The sequence below is a fragment of the Caulobacter sp. BE254 genome, from assembly GCF_031457295.1.
Classification (GTDB): domain Bacteria; phylum Pseudomonadota; class Alphaproteobacteria; order Caulobacterales; family Caulobacteraceae; genus Caulobacter.
This window is the reverse complement of sequence record NZ_JAVDWJ010000010.1, coordinates 24,736-38,560: the sequence shown is the minus strand read 5'-3', so window position 1 is coordinate 38,560 and position 13,825 is coordinate 24,736. Positions and strand designations below refer to the sequence as shown.

Sequence of the window (13,825 nt, the reverse complement as noted above, 5' to 3'; positions counted from 1 at the left end):
AGCTCCACTTTAGGGCGTGAAAGAGCGGGTTGGAAGCCCTGCCGGGAAATCCTCATAGTGCGTTGGCAACAAGCGCACGCCCGAGAAACCCCTCAATCGTTTGCGATTGCATACCCGCGCTAAGATGGGTCATCCGACCGCGCTAGGTGGCGCACCAAGGTCCGACTAGGGTCCGTGAGCGGATCTAGGTGTCGGCTCGCTAAATGGACGCCGGCTCTAGATCACGACGCACAGTTGATGTCGGCTCGGGAGCGAGCACCTCCGAGGATTGCGGTTGATCGCGCCGCTAGGCCGTCAGCAGCCGCGGCAGCTTGAACGTCACCGTCTCCCGCGCCTCGACCAGTTCGTCGACGGTCACGTCGTAGCGGGTGGCGATGGCGTCGATCACGCCCTGGACCAGATCCTCCGGCGCGGAGGCCCCGGCGGTGAGGCCGACCGTGGTCACGCCCTCGAACCACGACCAGTCGATGCCGCGCGCGTCCTCGATCAGGTGGGCTTCCGTGGCGCCGGCCCGCTTGGCGACTTCCATCAGCCGCACCGAGTTGGACGAGTTCCGCGAGCCGACCACCAGCACCAGTTCCGAGGCCTCGGCCAGCATCTTCACCGCCTCCTGGCGGTTGGTGGTGGCGTAGCAGATGTCTTCCTTGTGCGGGGCGGCGATGCCCGGGAAGCGCTGCTTGAGCAGGTCGACCATCTCGGCGGTGTCGTCGACCGACAGGGTGGTCTGGGTCAGGAAGGCCACGTTGGCGGGGTTCCTGGGGATCCAGGCGCGGGCGTCGTCGATGTCCTCGATCAGGGTCACCGTGCCCGCGGGCAGCTGGCCCATGGTGCCGACCACCTCGGGGTGGCCGGCATGGCCGATCAGCACGATCTCGCGGCCGGCGTCATAGTGCTTCTGGGCCTCGACATGGACCTTGGACACCAGCGGGCAGGTGGCGTCGAGATAGACCATCTCGCGCGACTTGGCCTCGGCCGGCACCGACTTGGGCACGCCGTGGGCCGAGAACACCACGGGGCGGTCGGTCGGGGCCTCGTGCAGCTCCTCGATGAACACCGCCCCCAGCGCCTTCAGGCGGTCGACCACATGGCGGTTGTGGACGATCTCGTGGCGCACATAGACCGGCGCGCCGAACTTTTCGAGGGTCCGCTCGACGATCTGGATCGCCCGGTCGACCCCGGCGCAGAAGCCGCGCGGGCTGGCCAGGACCACGCGGAGCTCGCGGCGGCCGGGGGAGGGGATGGGCGAATGGGCGTTCATGGGCTGAACCTAAGGGTTCCGGGCCGTCCGCGCCAGCATCCGACCGCGACTCGCCGAAATCTGCTGCGCATTGCGACGTCACGCATATGCCTTTATCAGGCTCCATGACGCTGGTGGGGAATCCCGCTCAAGCTTTGCAATCTCGAACCGGACGTTTCATGCGCCGCACTCTCTCCGTCGCCCTCAGCGCCCTTATGGCCCTCTCCATCGCCGCCACGGCGGCGACCGCCCACGCCCAAGCGGGCGGTCGGGGCGGCCAAGACCAGGGCGGCGGCGACGACCAGGCCGCCAAGAAAAAGAAGCGTGACGACGAGTGGAACCAGCCCAAGGCGCCCCTCGCCCAGCTGCGCAACGCCGGCCCGTGCCCCTATGTGAAGGTGCTGTACGACGCCAGCCGCTATGTCGAGTTCAAGGACGGCAAGGAGTCCGCCGCCCAGACCGCCTATACCGGCGAGATCCAGGGCCTGTCCTCGGGCTGCGCCTACAAGAGCAACGACCCGATCAAGATGCAGGTCCAGATGCTGTTCGAACTGGGGCGTGGTCCGCAGGCGACCGGCAATCAGAAGACCTACCGCTATTGGGTCGCCGTGACCGAGCGCAACAAGGACGTGCTGGCCAAGGAATATTTCGACCTGCCGGTCACCTTCCGCGACGGCCAGGATCGCGTCTACGCCACCGAAACCCTGAAGACCATCACCATCCCGCGCGCCGACGAGAAGGTCAGCGGCGGCAATTTCGAAGTCCTGATCGGCTTCGACGTGACGCCGGAAATGGCCGCCTTCAACCGCGACGGCAAGCGCTTCCGCGTCAACGCCGGCCAGACGCAGCAAGCCCAGACGCAGCCCGGGAACGTCGCCAAGCCATGAGTGATTTGAAGCGGTCCCTGAGCGAGGCGGCCGCGGCCGCCTTCCAGGCCGCCGGACTGTCTCCCGACTTCGGGCGCGTCACCGCGTCCGACCGGCCCGACCTGGCCGATTTCCAATGCAACGGGGCCCTGGCGGCCGCCAAGAGCGCCAAGCGCAATCCGCGCGAGATCGCCGTGCAGGTCGTCGACGTCCTGAAGGCCGACCCGCGCCTGGCCTCGGTCGAGATCGCCGGCGCCGGCTTCATCAATCTGCGCGTCAGCGATGACGCCCTATCGGTCCGCGCCAACGAAATCGCCGCCGACCCGCGCGCCGGGGCCGAGCCTCTGGCCGCGCCGCGCCGGGTGCTGGTCGACTATGCCGGCCCCAATGTCGCCAAGCCGATGCACGTGGGCCACCTGCGCGCCTCGATCATCGGCGAGTCGATCAAGCGCCTGTACCGCTTCCGCGGCGACGAGGTGCTGGGCGACGCCCACTTCGGCGACTGGGGCTTCCAGATGGGCCTGCTGATCAGCGCCATCATGGAGGAGGACGCGGTCATCCGCGCCGAGCTCGAGCGCCTGATCGAGGCCCCGCAGGGCTTCACCCAGGCCGACGAGGACGGGGTGATGGCGCAGTTCGCCTCGCGCGTCAGCCTCGAGGACCTGGATCGCCTCTACCCGGCCGCCTCCGCGCGCCAGAAGGAAGACCCCGAGTTCAAGGAGCGGGCCCGCAAGGCCACCGCCGAGCTGCAGAACGGCCGCTTCGGCTACCGCCTGCTGTGGCGTCACTTCGTCAATATCAGCCGCGTGGCCCTGGAGCGCGAGTTCCACGCCCTGGGCGTGGACTTCGACCTCTGGAAGGGCGAGAGCGACGTGCAGGACCTGATCGCGCCGATGGTGCGCGAGCTGGAGGACAAGGGCCTGCTGGTCGACGACCAGGGCGCCCGGATCGTCCGCGTGGCCCGCCCCGGCGAGACCAAGAAGAAGAAGCTGCCCGACGGCTCGGTGGTCGAGGTCGAGAGCCCCGACCCGCTGCTGGTCGTCTCGTCGGAAGGCTCGGCCATGTACGGCACGACCGACCTGGCCACCATCCTGGACCGCCGCCGCTCGTTCGACCCGCACCTGGTCCTCTACGCCGTGGACCAGCGCCAGGCCGACCATTTCGAGCAGGTGTTCCGCGCCTCGTACCTGGCCGGCTACGCCGAGCCGGGCGGGCTGGAGCACATCGGCTTCGGCACCATGAACGGCGCCGACGGCAAGCCGTTCAAGACCCGCGCGGGCGGGGTGCTCAAGCTGCACGACCTGATCGAGATGGCCCGCGAGAAGGCCCGCGAGCGCCTGCGCGAGGCCGGCCTGGGCGCGGAGCTTTCGGACGAGGCCTTCGAGGACATCGCCCACAAGGTGGGGATCGCGGCCCTGAAGTTCGCCGACCTGCAGAACTTCCGCGGCACGTCCTACGTCTTCGACCTGGACCGCTTCACCAGTTTCGAGGGCAAGACCGGACCGTACCTGCTGTACCAGTCGGTGCGCATCAAGAGCATCCTGCGCAAGGCGACCGAGCAGAACGTCGCCTCCGGCCCGATCGTGGTCGGCGAGCCGGCCGAGCGCGACCTGACGCTGCTGCTGGACGCCTTCGAGGGCGCGTTGGGTGAGGCCTACGACAAGAAGGCCCCCAACTTCATCGCCGAGCACGCCTACAAGCTGGCCCAGACCTTCTCGAAGTTCTACGCCGCCTGCCCGATCCTGAGCGCCGACGAGCCGTCCGTCCGGGCCTCGCGCCTGGCCCTGGCGCAGACGACGCTGAAGCAGCTGGAACTGGCGCTGAACCTGCTGGGCATCGAAGCGCCGGAGCGGATGTAGGGCCTACCGCCAAGACAGCTGGTTCTTGGGCAATCGGCCGGACGGATCGTGGACCGTCACCTGGTGCGGCGGCGCCGGACCCCAGCGCCAGAGCACCAGATTGCGATCGTCGAGCGTGGCGCCAGGCGCGAAGCTGGGCACGATCGCGCCAGCCTGGCCGTCGGCGATCAGCTGGCGCGCCAGGGTCCAGGTCGGCGGTCTTCGGCCGTCGCGGGCCATCAGCATCCAGCCGCAGGCCAGGTCGGGAGCCGCGACGGGCAGGCCTTCAAGCGTCGCTTCGTCGCATAGATCGATGACGTCGGCGCAATCGACGGCGTAGCTGCACAACACCAGCGGTTCGATCTTGAAGGCCAGACCTTGGCTCGCCTCCTTGATCGCCGCCATCGGCGTTAGGCCCAGATAGAGAGCCGGGACGCCCTTCGGGTTGAAGCGTCCGCCATGGATCGCCGCGCCGTCGCCGGACAGCGGCTTGAAGGACCACTTGGGATCATGGGCCCGGTAGGCCTGGGTCTTGAGGTGCAAGTCGCCCGCCTCAGGCGAAGCCGCCGAGGGCCAGGTGATCCAGATAGTCGCGCACGACCGCGGCCTTGCCGGACTTGACCAGGGCCTCGGCCGTGCGGCCGTCGAGGGCGGCGATGGGCTGGGCGCGGTACCAGGCCAGCGCCTGGCCGCGTCCGCCGGCCCAGGTTTCCAATCGGCTGAGGATTTCCAGCACCTCGGTCATCCGCGCCTGGGTCTTGGGGGCGTCCCGTCGCGCCGATTTCTGCAGGGTGTCGCTGGCCAGGCCGGCCGTCTCGGCCAACTGGCTCTTGGTCAGGTTGAAGCCAGTGGTGATCCGGTCGAGATCCAGCCGGCCGTCGGCGGCCATGAAATCGACCACGGTGGGCGAAGCTCCCGCCGAGGCAACCGCCGCCTTTGCCGGATGAGCGGCGGGAGGTTTCCGGCGGCTGGCTTGGCTCGGCATGGAATGCCCTTTCCAAGGTCCAAATATACGGACAAAATATAGGGCATATACTGAGCGGCGGCAATCCGTCCGGGTGAGTGATCGACCGAGCCCCGCGCGCCGCCAATTCCTTCCCCGTTGACTCCCGCCGCCCCCTCGCCCAAACACGCCTCGACCCTCGCGGGAGACATCGGGATTCTGGTCCCGAGGCCGAAGGCGCAACCGCCCCGGAAACGCTCAGGCAAAAGGACCGCGCGGGTTTAGGAACGCTGGAAAGAGGCAGTTCGCGAGAGCTGTCCGCCGAAGGAGCAAGGCCCTGTTCACGGGCCGAAATCTCTCAGGTCAAAGGGACAGCGGGGGCGAGACCACCTGGCGAAAGCCGGGCGGCGTCGCCGACCCCGATTGGAGCCCAAAGCGTGTCCGACCAAGATCTCAAGAAGACCCCGCTGTACGACGCGCATGTCGCGGCCGGCGCGCGCATGGTGCCGTTCGCCGGCTACCACATGCCGGTGCAGTACAAGGACGGGGTGCTGAAGGAGCACCTGTGGACCCGCGAGCACGCGGGCCTGTTCGACGTGTCGCACATGGGCCAGGCCCGGCTGCGCGGCGTCAATCCCGCCAAGAGCTTCGAGAAATTGGTCTCGGCCGACTATCAGGGGCTCAAGCCCGGCAAGCAGCGCTACGCCGTGCTGCTGAACGACCAGGGCGGGGTGATCGACGACCTGATGACCGCCCGTCCCGACGACGACGGCCTGTTCATCGTCGTCAACGGCGCCTGCAAGGACAACGACTACGCCATCATCGCCAAGGCGCTGGAAGGCGAGGCGACTGTGGAACGCCTGGAAGACCGCGCCCTGCTGGCCCTGCAAGGCCCCGAGGCCGCCGCCGTCCTGGCCGCCCACGTGCCGGAAGCGGCGAACATGGTGTTCATGGACACCGCGGCCATGACCGCCTTCGGGACCGACGCCATCATCTCGCGCTCGGGCTACACCGGCGAGGACGGCTATGAGATCTCGGTGCCGGCCACCGAAGCCACGCGCATCTGGAACACCCTGCTGACCGACGAGCGGGTCAAGGCCATCGGCCTGGGCGCGCGCGACAGCCTGCGCCTGGAGGCCGGCCTGCCGCTGTACGGCCACGACATGGACGAGACGGTCTCGCCGATCGAGGCCGGCATGCCGTTCGCCGTCGGCAAGAGCCGCCGCGAGGCCGCCGACTTTCCGGGCGCGGACCGAATTCTCAAGGAACTGGCCGGCGATCTCAAGCGCTTGCGGGTGAACCTCAAGGTGCTGGAAGGCGCCCCGGCCCGCGAAGGCGCGGAGATCGCCGACGAGACGGGCGCCGTGGTCGGCGTGGTCACCAGTGGCGGCTTCGGGCCCAGCTTCGGCGGCGCCATCGCCATCGGCTTCGTGCCGCCCGCCCTGGCGGTGGTCGGCTCGAAGCTGAAAGTCATCGTCCGCGGCAAGTCGCAGGCGGCCGAGGTCGTGACCTCGCCGTTCGTCCCGACCCGCTACGTGCGCAAGATCTAGCTCCAGACACAAAGGGCCCAGACCATGAAGTTCACCAAGGACCACGAGTGGGTCGAAGTCGCCGGCGACGTCGCCACGGTCGGCATCACCGCCTACGCCGCCGAGCAGCTGGGCGACGTGGTGTTCGTCGAGACGCCGGACGTCGGCAAGGCCGTCAAGCAGGGCGAGGCCCTGGCGGTGGTCGAGAGCGTCAAGGCCGCCTCCGACGTCTACGCCCCGGTGTCGGGCGAGGTGGTCGAGGCCAACGCCGAGCTGGGCGACAGCCCCGAGACCGTCAACGCCCTGCCGGAAACCGGCGGCTGGTTCGCCAAGATCAAACTCTCCAACCCCGCCGAGCTCGACGCCCTGATGGACCGCGACGCGTACGAAGCGTTCCTCTCGACCCTTTAGCTTGCCACGAACCTCGTCCTTCGAGGCCCGCTGCGCGGGCGCCTCAGGATGAGGTTCGAATGCGATCTCAGTAGTCCTCATCCTGAGGCGCCGCGAAGCGGCCTCGAAGGACGAGGGCGGTCCAAGAAAGCCACCGTCTCATGCGCTACCTCCCCCTCACACCCCAGGATCGCGCCGACATGCTCGGCGTCATCGGCGCGGAGTCGATCGACGACCTGTTCGTCGACGTGCCCGCCGTCGCCCGCCGCACGGGCGTGGTCGACCTGCCGCTCCATGCCGGCGAACTGGAGGTCGAGCGCGAGATGCTTGGCCTGTCGCGCCGCAACCGCTCGGCCTCGGAAGGTCCGTTCTTCGTGGGGGCGGGGGCCTATCGCCACCATGTGCCAGCCAGCGTCGACCACATCATCCAGCGCTCGGAATTCCTGACCAGCTACACGCCCTACCAGCCCGAGATCGCCCAGGGCACGCTGCAGGTGCTGTTCGAGTTCCAGACCCAGGTCGCGGCCCTGACCGGCATGGAGGTGGCCAACGCCTCGCTCTATGACGGCTCCACCGCCACGGCCGAGGCTGTGATGATGGCCACGCGGGTCACCCGTCGCAGCAAGGCGGTGCTGTCGGGCGGCGTGCACCCGCACTATGTCGGCACGGTCGAGACCCTGGCCCACGCGGCCGGCGTCGCCACCGAGCGCCTGGCGCCGGCCATCGACGCCGAGGACGCGGTGATCGCCGCCATCGACGCAGACACCGCCTGCGTGGTGGTCCAGACCCCCAACGTGTTCGGCACGGCCACCGACGTGACCAAGATCGCCGCCGCCGCCCAGGCCGCCGGCGCCCTGCTGATCGTGGTCACCACCGAGGCGGTGTCGTACGGCCTGCTGAAGTCGCCCGGCGAGATGGGCGCCGACATCGTCGTGGCCGAGGGCCAGTCGATCGGCAACGGCCTGAATTTCGGCGGTCCCTATGTCGGCCTGTTCGCCTGCAAGGAAAAATACGTCCGCCAGGCCCCGGGCCGGCTGTGCGGCGAGACCGTCGACGCCGACGGCCGGCGCGGCTTCGTCCTGACCCTGTCGACCCGCGAGCAGCACATCCGCCGCGACAAGGCCACGTCGAACATCTGCACCAACAGCGGCCTGTGCGCCCTGGCGTTCAGCATCCACATGAGCCTGCTGGGCGAGAAGGGCCTGCGCCGGCTGGCCCTGGTCAACCACCAGAAGGCCGTGAAGCTGCGCGACGCCCTGGCCGCCGTGCCCGGGGTCGAGGTCCTGACGCCGCGCTTCTTCAACGAGTTCGCGATCAGGGTTCCGGCCAACGCCGCCGAACTGGTCGAGACCCTGGCCGCCAACGGCGTCATCGCCGGCGTGCCGTTCTCGCGCCTCGACCCGGCCGCCGGCCTGGACGACGTGCTGCTGGTCGCCGCCACCGAGACCACGCCCGACAGCGACATCACCTTCTTCTCCAAGGCCCTGACCAAGGTGCTGGACCAATGAGCATGAATTCCGTCGGACGGCCGACCCGTCCTGAAGCCCCCCTGGGCGCTGACGCCAACGACTACGTCCACCCGACACTGACCGGGGCCCGAGGCCTGCTACAGGACGAGGCGCTGATCTTCGAACTGAACGCCTGGGACAAGACCGGCGTCGACCTGCCGGACGCTCCGCCGGCCGACGACCTGGGCGACCTGGTCCGCAAGGATCCGATCGGCCTGCCCGGCCTGTCCGAGCCCGAGGCGGTGCGCCACTATGTGCGCCTGAGCCAGAAGAACCACGCCATCGACCTGGCCCTCTATCCGCTGGGCTCGTGCACGATGAAGCACAACCCGCGGCTCAACGAGAAGGTGGCCCGCCTGCCGGGCTTCGCCGACATCCACCCGCTGCAGCCGCAGTCGACGGTGCAGGGCGCGATCGAGCTGATGGACCGGCTGGCCCACTGGCTGAAGACCCTGACCGGCATGCCGGCTGTCGCCCTGAGCCCCAAGGCCGGGGCTCATGGCGAGCTGTGCGGCCTGCTGGCGATCCGTGCAGCCCATGAGGCGGCCGGCAACGGCCACCGCAAGACCGTGCTGGCCCCGACCAGCGCCCACGGCACCAACCCGGCCACGGCGGCCTTCTGCGGCTACACCGTCGTCGAGATCGCTCAGACCGACGATGGTCGGGTCGACCTGGCCGACCTGGAGTCCAAGCTGGGAGACCACGTGGCCGCCATCATGGTCACCAACCCCAACACCTGCGGCCTGTTCGAGCGCGACGTGGTCGAGATCGCCCGGCTGACCCACGCGGCCGGCGCGTATTTCTACTGCGACGGGGCCAACTTCAACGCCATCGTCGGCCGGGTGCGCCCGGGCGACCTAGGCGTCGACGCCATGCACATCAACCTGCACAAGACCTTCTCCACCCCGCACGGTGGCGGCGGTCCTGGCGCGGGTCCGGTGGTGCTGTCGGCGGCCCTGGCCCCGTTCGCCCCGACCCCCTGGGTGGTGAGCCACGAGTTCGGCTTCAAGCTGGTCGAGGAGGTCAAGGGCCCCGCCGCCCAGGCCTTCGGCCGGATGAGCGCCTTCCACGGCCAGATGGGCATGTTCGTGCGCGCCTACGCCTACATGCTCAGCCACGGCGCCGACGGCCTGCGCCAGGTGGCCGAGGACGCCGTCCTCAACGCCAACTACATCAAGGCCCGCCTCGGCGACCTGATGAGCCCGGCCTTCCCGAACGGCCCGTGCATGCACGAGGCGCTGTTCGACGACGCCTGGCTGGAAGGCACCGGGGTGACCACGCTCGACTTCGCCAAGGCGATGATCGACGAGGGCTTCCACCCGATGACCATGTACTTCCCGCTGGTGGTCCATGGCGCGATGCTGATCGAGCCGACCGAGACCGAGAGCAAGCAGGAGCTGGACCGGTTCGTCACCGCGCTGCGGGCCCTGGCGGGAGCCGCGAAGGGTGGCGACGTCGATCGCTTCAAGGGCGCGCCCTACCACGCGCCGCTGAAGCGGCTGGACGAGACCCAGGCCGCGCGTAAACCGCGTTTGAGGTGGAAACCTGTGGCCGCCGCGCCACTGGCGGCGGAATAGGCGCCACAGTCGCACGAAAGCGGAACGGGGCGCCTTTACGGAAGGGCGCCCCGTTCTCATATCGGATCCAGTGAGCCGAGAAGGCCGGCCGTCGCCGGGATCGAACGGACCACGGAACCCGTTTCGTCCCGCCATGAACCTCGCCCTCGCCATGCCGCCCGTGCGTTTCTCCGCCGCCGACGAACTCGCCCGCGAGCTCCTCGGGCGGATTTCGCGCATCGTGCTGGTGACCCTGGGCCTGATCCTGATCCTGGCCGGGTTCCTGATCGCGCCGCTGCCCGGCCCGCTGGGCGTGCCGCTGACGGTGGTCGGCCTGATGCTGGTGCTGCGCAACTCGTTCCGGGCGCGCAAGCAGTTCGTCCGCTTCCAGCACGCCCACCCCAAGCTGCTGTTCCCGCTGCGCCGCCTGCTGCGCCGCGAGCCGGAAGTGTTTCCGGTGGCCTGGCAGCAGGTGCTGCGCATGGAGCGGCTGGTCGTGCCGCGCCGCTGGCGCGTGGCCAAGCGCTGGCGCCAATCGCTCAAGCGCCGGTCTCTCCAGCGCCAAGCTTCCAAGCAGGGCGCGTGAACTCGGCGGCCGAAACGCTCGCCAGGCTGCCTTCGAGGCTCTATCGCCGCCGTCGCCGCCTGGCCCTCGTCCTGCGGGAAACCGCGGGGCGCGTCGCCCGCTGGGCGGCGCTGGCCTTCGGCGTCCTGGTGCTGCTGGCCGGGGTGGTCCTGACGCCCCTGCCGGGCCACCTGGGCCTGCCGCTGCTGGTCGTGGGCCTGATGATCGTGCTGCGCAACTCGTTCCAGGCCAAGCGGCGCTTCCTGCGCTGGCAGCGCCGCCATCCCAAGCTGATCTTCCCGATCCGCCGGCTGATGCGCCGCGAGCCGGAGATCATGCTGGTCGCCTGGCAGCAGCTGCTGCGGTCCGAGAAGGTGTTCCTGCGCAAGCCCAAGTGGCGGGTCCTGAAGCGCGGACGGAAGTATCTGCGGCGGCGGTGGCTGAAGAAGCAGCCGGTTTAGGGCCAGCGCTCCCTAGATCCTCCCCCCGTGGGGAGGTGTCGGCGAAGCCGACGGCGGGGGGAGTGATCGGCCGGCGCCCTGATCCGCGATCTTCGACCCCAAAACTCCCCCCGCCGATCGCTGCGCGATCGCCTCCCCCACAGGGGGAGGATCTGGAAGGTGACTCGAAACAAAAAGGGCGCGCCCCGCGAGGGGCGCGCCCTTGATGTTTTCACCGATCCGAAACCGCTATTGCAGCTTCGAGCCGATCTGGCTGATCGCCGCGTCGACAAGGCCGTCCGAGGCGCCGGTCGCCAGGCGGGCGACCAGGATCTGCTCGGCGGCCTGGGCGGCGAGGTCGACAGCGGCCGACTTGACGTCGGCGGCGGCCTGGGCCTCGGCCTGAGCGATCTTGCGTTCGGCCATTTCGGCGCGGCGCGTGATCTGCTCCTCGAGCCGGGCCTTGGCTTCCGACGCGATCAGCGCGGCGTCGGCCTTGGCGGCTTCGAGCATGCCGGCGGCCTGACGCTCGGCTTCTTCCCGCTGGGCCTTCACGTCGGCGAGCAGGGCCTGGGCCTCTTCCCGCAGTTGCTGGGCTTCGTCGAGTTCGGCCTTGATCTTGGCCGCGTGGGCGTCGAGCGCGCCGAACAGCGCGCCCGGCAGGACCTTGAGCACGACCAGCAGGCCGATGAACAGGGCCAGGCCGACCAGGACCCACAGTTCGGGATTGGCGAGATCGAAGAGGGTTTCGTGTTCCATCGTCGTCTCTCCCTAGGCCATCGAGGCTTTGAGCTCGGCGGCCGAAGCCGCCTTGCCCGTCAGCTTCTCGACGATGGCGTCGGCCGTTTCCGAGGCCACCGCGCGGACGTGGCCCATGGCCTCGTCGCGGGCGACCTGGATGCGGGCTTCGGCGGCGGCGAGCTTTTCAGCCAGCACGGCCTCTTCCTTCGCCTGACGCTCGGCGGCCTCGGCCGAAGCCTTGGCCTTGGCGTCCGCCGCGGTCTTCTGGGCCTTGGCGCGCGCCTCGGCCACCTCGGCCGCGGCCGCGCGGGCCTGGACCTCGGCTTCGTCCTTCAGACGACGGGCGTCGGCGATGTCGCCGGCGATCTTGGCGCCGCGTTCCTCGATCGCGCCGCTGACCCGAGGCAGGAGCGCCTTGGACAACACCACGTAGAGGACGGCGAAGATGAGCAGCAGCCAAACGATCTGGCCGCCCCAGTGCTGGAACTGCAGCTGGGGAAGCCCGCCGCTTTCCTGCCCGTGGGGGGGCTCGGTCGACTCGACCGTGCCGTGATGTTCCGTCGCCATGGGCGAAGAAGCCTCTTTAGGTTGGAGCATTCCCCGACATGGGAAACGCCCGAAGAACGAGTCCGGGGCGGCGTCGGTCCGGAAGACCGGCCGCGCCCCAGGGTTTTACTTCGAGAACAGGATCAGGAAGGCGATGACCAGGGCGAAGATGCCCAGGGCTTCGGTCAGGGCCATACCCAGGAACAGCATCGGACGCTCTTGGGCGGCCGCGGTCGGGTTGCGCAGGGCGCCTTGGAAGTAGTTGCCGAACATGATGCCCAGGCCGATGCCCGCGCCGATCATGCCGAGCATAGCCAGGCCGGCGCCGATGAACTTAGCGGCGGAAGCGTCCATGATTGAGACTCCTTGGGAAGTGGTGTGTTGGTTGAAAGACTAAAGGTTGATCAGTGGCTGTCGAGGTGCACGACGTCGTTCAGATAGACGCAGGTGAGCACCGCGAACACGAAGGCCTGAAGGAAGGCCACCATGAACTCTAGGGCCGTCAGGGCGACGACGGAGGTCAGCGACAGCAGGCCCACCAGCCAGTAGGCCGGGGCCATGGCCAGCAGGATGGCCACGAAGGTCGCGAAGATCTTCAGCACCACGTGGCCGCCCAGCATGTTGCCGAACAGACGAAGCGCCAGGGTGATCGGGCGGATCAGGAACGAGATGATCTCGATCGGCACCAGGATGATGTAGAGCGGCCACGGCACGCCCGACGGGGCGAACAGCTTGAAGAACTTGAAGCCGTTCTTGGCCACGCCGACGGCGATCACCGTCAGGATGACCAGCATGCCCAGCGTCAGGGTCACGGCCAGCTGCGAGGTGGAGGTGAAGCCCAGGAAGTTGCCGGTCCAGCCGAACAGCATGCCCTGCAGGTTGGCGAACAGCACGAAGGCGAACAGGGTGAACACAAAGGGCAGGTACTTCTTGCCGTCGTGGCCGATGATCGAGCTCGTCAGGCCGTCGGCGATTCCATAGAGCATCTCGCCCACGGTCTGCAGGCGGCCTGGAACGACGGCGCCCTTGCCGGCGAAGGCGTAGAAGGTGACGATTAGGAACGCCGACAGCAGCATGGCGGCGATCGAGTTGGTGATCGACAGGTCGATCGCGCCCAGGCCCGGGACAGTAAAGGACGGCAGCTCCACGATCTTCTGGATCATGAACTGGTGCATCGGGTCGATCGGCGTGGCCAAGGCCCTAGTCTCTCTTCTGCTTGGGGGCGGTAGACCCGCCTCCCGTGTCTCCGTCGGTTACGTCCTTGGCGGACTTGGCCGACGCCTGCGCGCTCAGTTTCGTCGCCTTGCGGACGACGATGTAGATCGAGGATCCCATGCCGATCAGCAGACCGCCGACCATGCCCCAGGGCCCCGTGCCGGCGTAGCGGTCGAGCAGCCAGCCGAAGCCGAGCCCCACCAGAACGCCCCCGATCAGATCCGCCAGAAGACGATAGCCGTCCTGGGACGATTTCTCGTGCTCGGCGCGTACCGGCGCTTCCGCCGCCTTCCGCGCCTCGAAAGCGGCGATCCGAGCGTCGAGGCTTTGCGGGGCCTTGTCGTTCGGTTCGTCGGCCTTGGGCATGGGAAGCGGTCAGGTCCGATAACGCCCGCGGCCGCCCCAAAAGAGGCGGTTTTCCGGCCGGCTTGATCGCGGCGGAACCTATAGG

The 13,825-nt window shown here is 68.6% G+C and carries 16 protein-coding genes and 1 riboswitch; of the genes, 8 read left to right on the top strand and 8 right to left on the bottom strand.

Annotated elements, in window-relative coordinates; all coding sequences use genetic code 11:
* Nucleotides 1-286: 286 nt before the first annotated feature.
* Nucleotides 287-1,258 carry a 4-hydroxy-3-methylbut-2-enyl diphosphate reductase gene (gene ispH / locus J2X41_RS17335; protein WP_310083528.1) on the bottom strand — a complete coding sequence of 324 codons (972 nt, stop codon included), beginning with the start codon at nt 1,256-1,258 and terminating at the stop codon, nt 287-289.
* Nucleotides 1,259-1,416: 158 nt separating this feature from the next.
* Here ispH and J2X41_RS17330 point away from each other — a divergent pair, with 158 nt between their 5' ends.
* Nucleotides 1,417-2,124, top strand: coding sequence for a Tat pathway signal sequence domain protein (locus J2X41_RS17330; RefSeq protein WP_310083525.1), 708 nt, complete (start codon nt 1,417-1,419; stop codon nt 2,122-2,124).
* Nucleotides 2,121-3,962 (top strand): arginine--tRNA ligase, encoded by a 1,842-nt coding sequence (locus J2X41_RS17325; protein ID WP_310083522.1) that lies wholly within the window; start codon nt 2,121-2,123, stop codon nt 3,960-3,962. The genes J2X41_RS17330 and J2X41_RS17325 overlap by 4 nt, the downstream gene beginning before the upstream one ends.
* Before the next feature lie 3 nt (nt 3,963-3,965).
* On the opposite strand, the gene J2X41_RS17320 is transcribed toward J2X41_RS17325, so the two are convergent.
* Together J2X41_RS17320 and J2X41_RS17315 are read right to left on the bottom strand one after the other, a co-directional pair.
* On the bottom strand, nt 3,966-4,484 hold the full coding sequence (locus tag J2X41_RS17320; RefSeq protein WP_310083518.1) for an RES domain-containing protein: 519 nt from the start codon (nt 4,482-4,484) through the stop codon (nt 3,966-3,968).
* A 10-nt stretch (nt 4,485-4,494) separates the two neighbouring features.
* Nucleotides 4,495-4,842, bottom strand: coding sequence for an antitoxin Xre/MbcA/ParS toxin-binding domain-containing protein (locus J2X41_RS17315; protein ID WP_310083515.1), 348 nt, complete (start codon nt 4,840-4,842; stop codon nt 4,495-4,497).
* Nucleotides 4,843-5,076: 234 nt separating this feature from the next.
* A riboswitch (glycine riboswitch) is annotated at nt 5,077-5,168 on the top strand.
* Between the two features lie 138 nt (nt 5,169-5,306).
* Here J2X41_RS17315 and gcvT point away from each other — a divergent pair.
* The 6 genes from gcvT (at nt 5,307) to J2X41_RS17285 (ending at nt 10,893) form a co-directional block, all read left to right on the top strand.
* Nucleotides 5,307-6,434 carry a glycine cleavage system aminomethyltransferase GcvT gene (gene gcvT / locus J2X41_RS17310; RefSeq protein ID WP_310083855.1) on the top strand — a complete coding sequence of 376 codons (1,128 nt, stop codon included), beginning with the start codon at nt 5,307-5,309 and terminating at the stop codon, nt 6,432-6,434.
* Between the two features lie 24 nt (nt 6,435-6,458).
* Nucleotides 6,459-6,824, top strand: a complete 366-nt coding sequence (gcvH, locus tag J2X41_RS17305) for a glycine cleavage system protein GcvH (protein WP_310083512.1) — start codon at nt 6,459-6,461, stop codon at nt 6,822-6,824.
* Nucleotides 6,825-6,964: 140 nt separating this feature from the next.
* The gene (gene gcvPA, locus J2X41_RS17300; protein ID WP_310083509.1) at nt 6,965-8,311 is read left to right on the top strand and encodes an aminomethyl-transferring glycine dehydrogenase subunit GcvPA; all 1,347 of its coding nucleotides are present in this window, start codon (nt 6,965-6,967) and stop codon (nt 8,309-8,311) included.
* On the top strand, nt 8,308-9,888 hold the full coding sequence (gene gcvPB, locus J2X41_RS17295; protein WP_310083505.1) for an aminomethyl-transferring glycine dehydrogenase subunit GcvPB: 1,581 nt from the start codon (nt 8,308-8,310) through the stop codon (nt 9,886-9,888). Before gcvPA ends, gcvPB begins: the two co-directional genes overlap by 4 nt.
* A 133-nt stretch (nt 9,889-10,021) precedes the next feature.
* On the top strand, nt 10,022-10,453 hold the full coding sequence (locus tag J2X41_RS17290; protein WP_310083502.1) for a hypothetical protein: 432 nt from the start codon (nt 10,022-10,024) through the stop codon (nt 10,451-10,453).
* Nucleotides 10,450-10,893 (top strand): hypothetical protein, encoded by a 444-nt coding sequence (locus J2X41_RS17285; RefSeq protein ID WP_310083500.1) that lies wholly within the window; start codon nt 10,450-10,452, stop codon nt 10,891-10,893. The genes J2X41_RS17290 and J2X41_RS17285 overlap by 4 nt, the downstream gene beginning before the upstream one ends.
* A 228-nt stretch (nt 10,894-11,121) precedes the next feature.
* Here the strand turns inward: J2X41_RS17285 and J2X41_RS17280 are convergent, their stop codons facing one another.
* From J2X41_RS17280 to J2X41_RS17260, 5 genes are all read right to left on the bottom strand, one after another.
* Nucleotides 11,122-11,631: a F0F1 ATP synthase subunit B gene (locus tag J2X41_RS17280; protein ID WP_310083498.1), complete on the bottom strand. Its 510-nt coding sequence runs from the start codon at nt 11,629-11,631 to the stop codon at nt 11,122-11,124.
* Between the two features lie 12 nt (nt 11,632-11,643).
* On the bottom strand, nt 11,644-12,180 hold the full coding sequence (locus J2X41_RS17275) for a hypothetical protein (protein WP_310083496.1): 537 nt from the start codon (nt 12,178-12,180) through the stop codon (nt 11,644-11,646).
* 105 nt (nt 12,181-12,285) lie between these two features.
* On the bottom strand, nt 12,286-12,513 hold the full coding sequence (locus J2X41_RS17270; RefSeq protein WP_018061086.1) for a F0F1 ATP synthase subunit C: 228 nt from the start codon (nt 12,511-12,513) through the stop codon (nt 12,286-12,288).
* A gap of 50 nt (nt 12,514-12,563) precedes the next feature.
* Nucleotides 12,564-13,334, bottom strand: coding sequence for a F0F1 ATP synthase subunit A (locus tag J2X41_RS17265; RefSeq protein ID WP_310083854.1), 771 nt, complete (start codon nt 13,332-13,334; stop codon nt 12,564-12,566).
* Nucleotides 13,335-13,359: 25 nt separating this feature from the next.
* Complete coding sequence (locus J2X41_RS17260; RefSeq protein ID WP_310083494.1) at nt 13,360-13,740, bottom strand: AtpZ/AtpI family protein; 381 nt, start codon at nt 13,738-13,740, stop codon at nt 13,360-13,362.
* Nucleotides 13,741-13,825 lie beyond the last annotated feature (85 nt).

What these genes read in the sequence shown, in the direction of transcription:
- J2X41_RS17270 (WP_018061086.1), bottom strand. Translation starts at nt 12,513, where the DNA reads ATGGACGCTTCCGCCGCTAAGTTCATCGGCGCCGGCCTGGCTATGCTC.
- gcvH (WP_310083512.1), top strand. Translation starts at nt 6,459, where the DNA reads ATGAAGTTCACCAAGGACCACGAGTGGGTCGAAGTCGCCGGCGACGTC.
- J2X41_RS17280 (WP_310083498.1), bottom strand. Translation starts at nt 11,631, where the DNA reads ATGGAACACGAAACCCTCTTCGATCTCGCCAATCCCGAACTGTGGGTC.
- gcvPB (WP_310083505.1), top strand. Translation starts at nt 8,308, where the DNA reads ATGAGCATGAATTCCGTCGGACGGCCGACCCGTCCTGAAGCCCCCCTG.
- J2X41_RS17290 (WP_310083502.1), top strand. Translation starts at nt 10,022, where the DNA reads ATGAACCTCGCCCTCGCCATGCCGCCCGTGCGTTTCTCCGCCGCCGAC.
- ispH (WP_310083528.1), bottom strand. Translation starts at nt 1,258, where the DNA reads ATGAACGCCCATTCGCCCATCCCCTCCCCCGGCCGCCGCGAGCTCCGC.
- gcvPA (WP_310083509.1), top strand. Translation starts at nt 6,965, where the DNA reads ATGCGCTACCTCCCCCTCACACCCCAGGATCGCGCCGACATGCTCGGC.
- J2X41_RS17330 (WP_310083525.1), top strand. Translation starts at nt 1,417, where the DNA reads ATGCGCCGCACTCTCTCCGTCGCCCTCAGCGCCCTTATGGCCCTCTCC.
- J2X41_RS17265 (WP_310083854.1), bottom strand. Translation starts at nt 13,334, where the DNA reads ATGCACCAGTTCATGATCCAGAAGATCGTGGAGCTGCCGTCCTTTACT.
- J2X41_RS17275 (WP_310083496.1), bottom strand. Translation starts at nt 12,180, where the DNA reads ATGGCGACGGAACATCACGGCACGGTCGAGTCGACCGAGCCCCCCCAC.
- J2X41_RS17325 (WP_310083522.1), top strand. Translation starts at nt 2,121, where the DNA reads ATGAGTGATTTGAAGCGGTCCCTGAGCGAGGCGGCCGCGGCCGCCTTC.
- J2X41_RS17260 (WP_310083494.1), bottom strand. Translation starts at nt 13,740, where the DNA reads ATGCCCAAGGCCGACGAACCGAACGACAAGGCCCCGCAAAGCCTCGAC.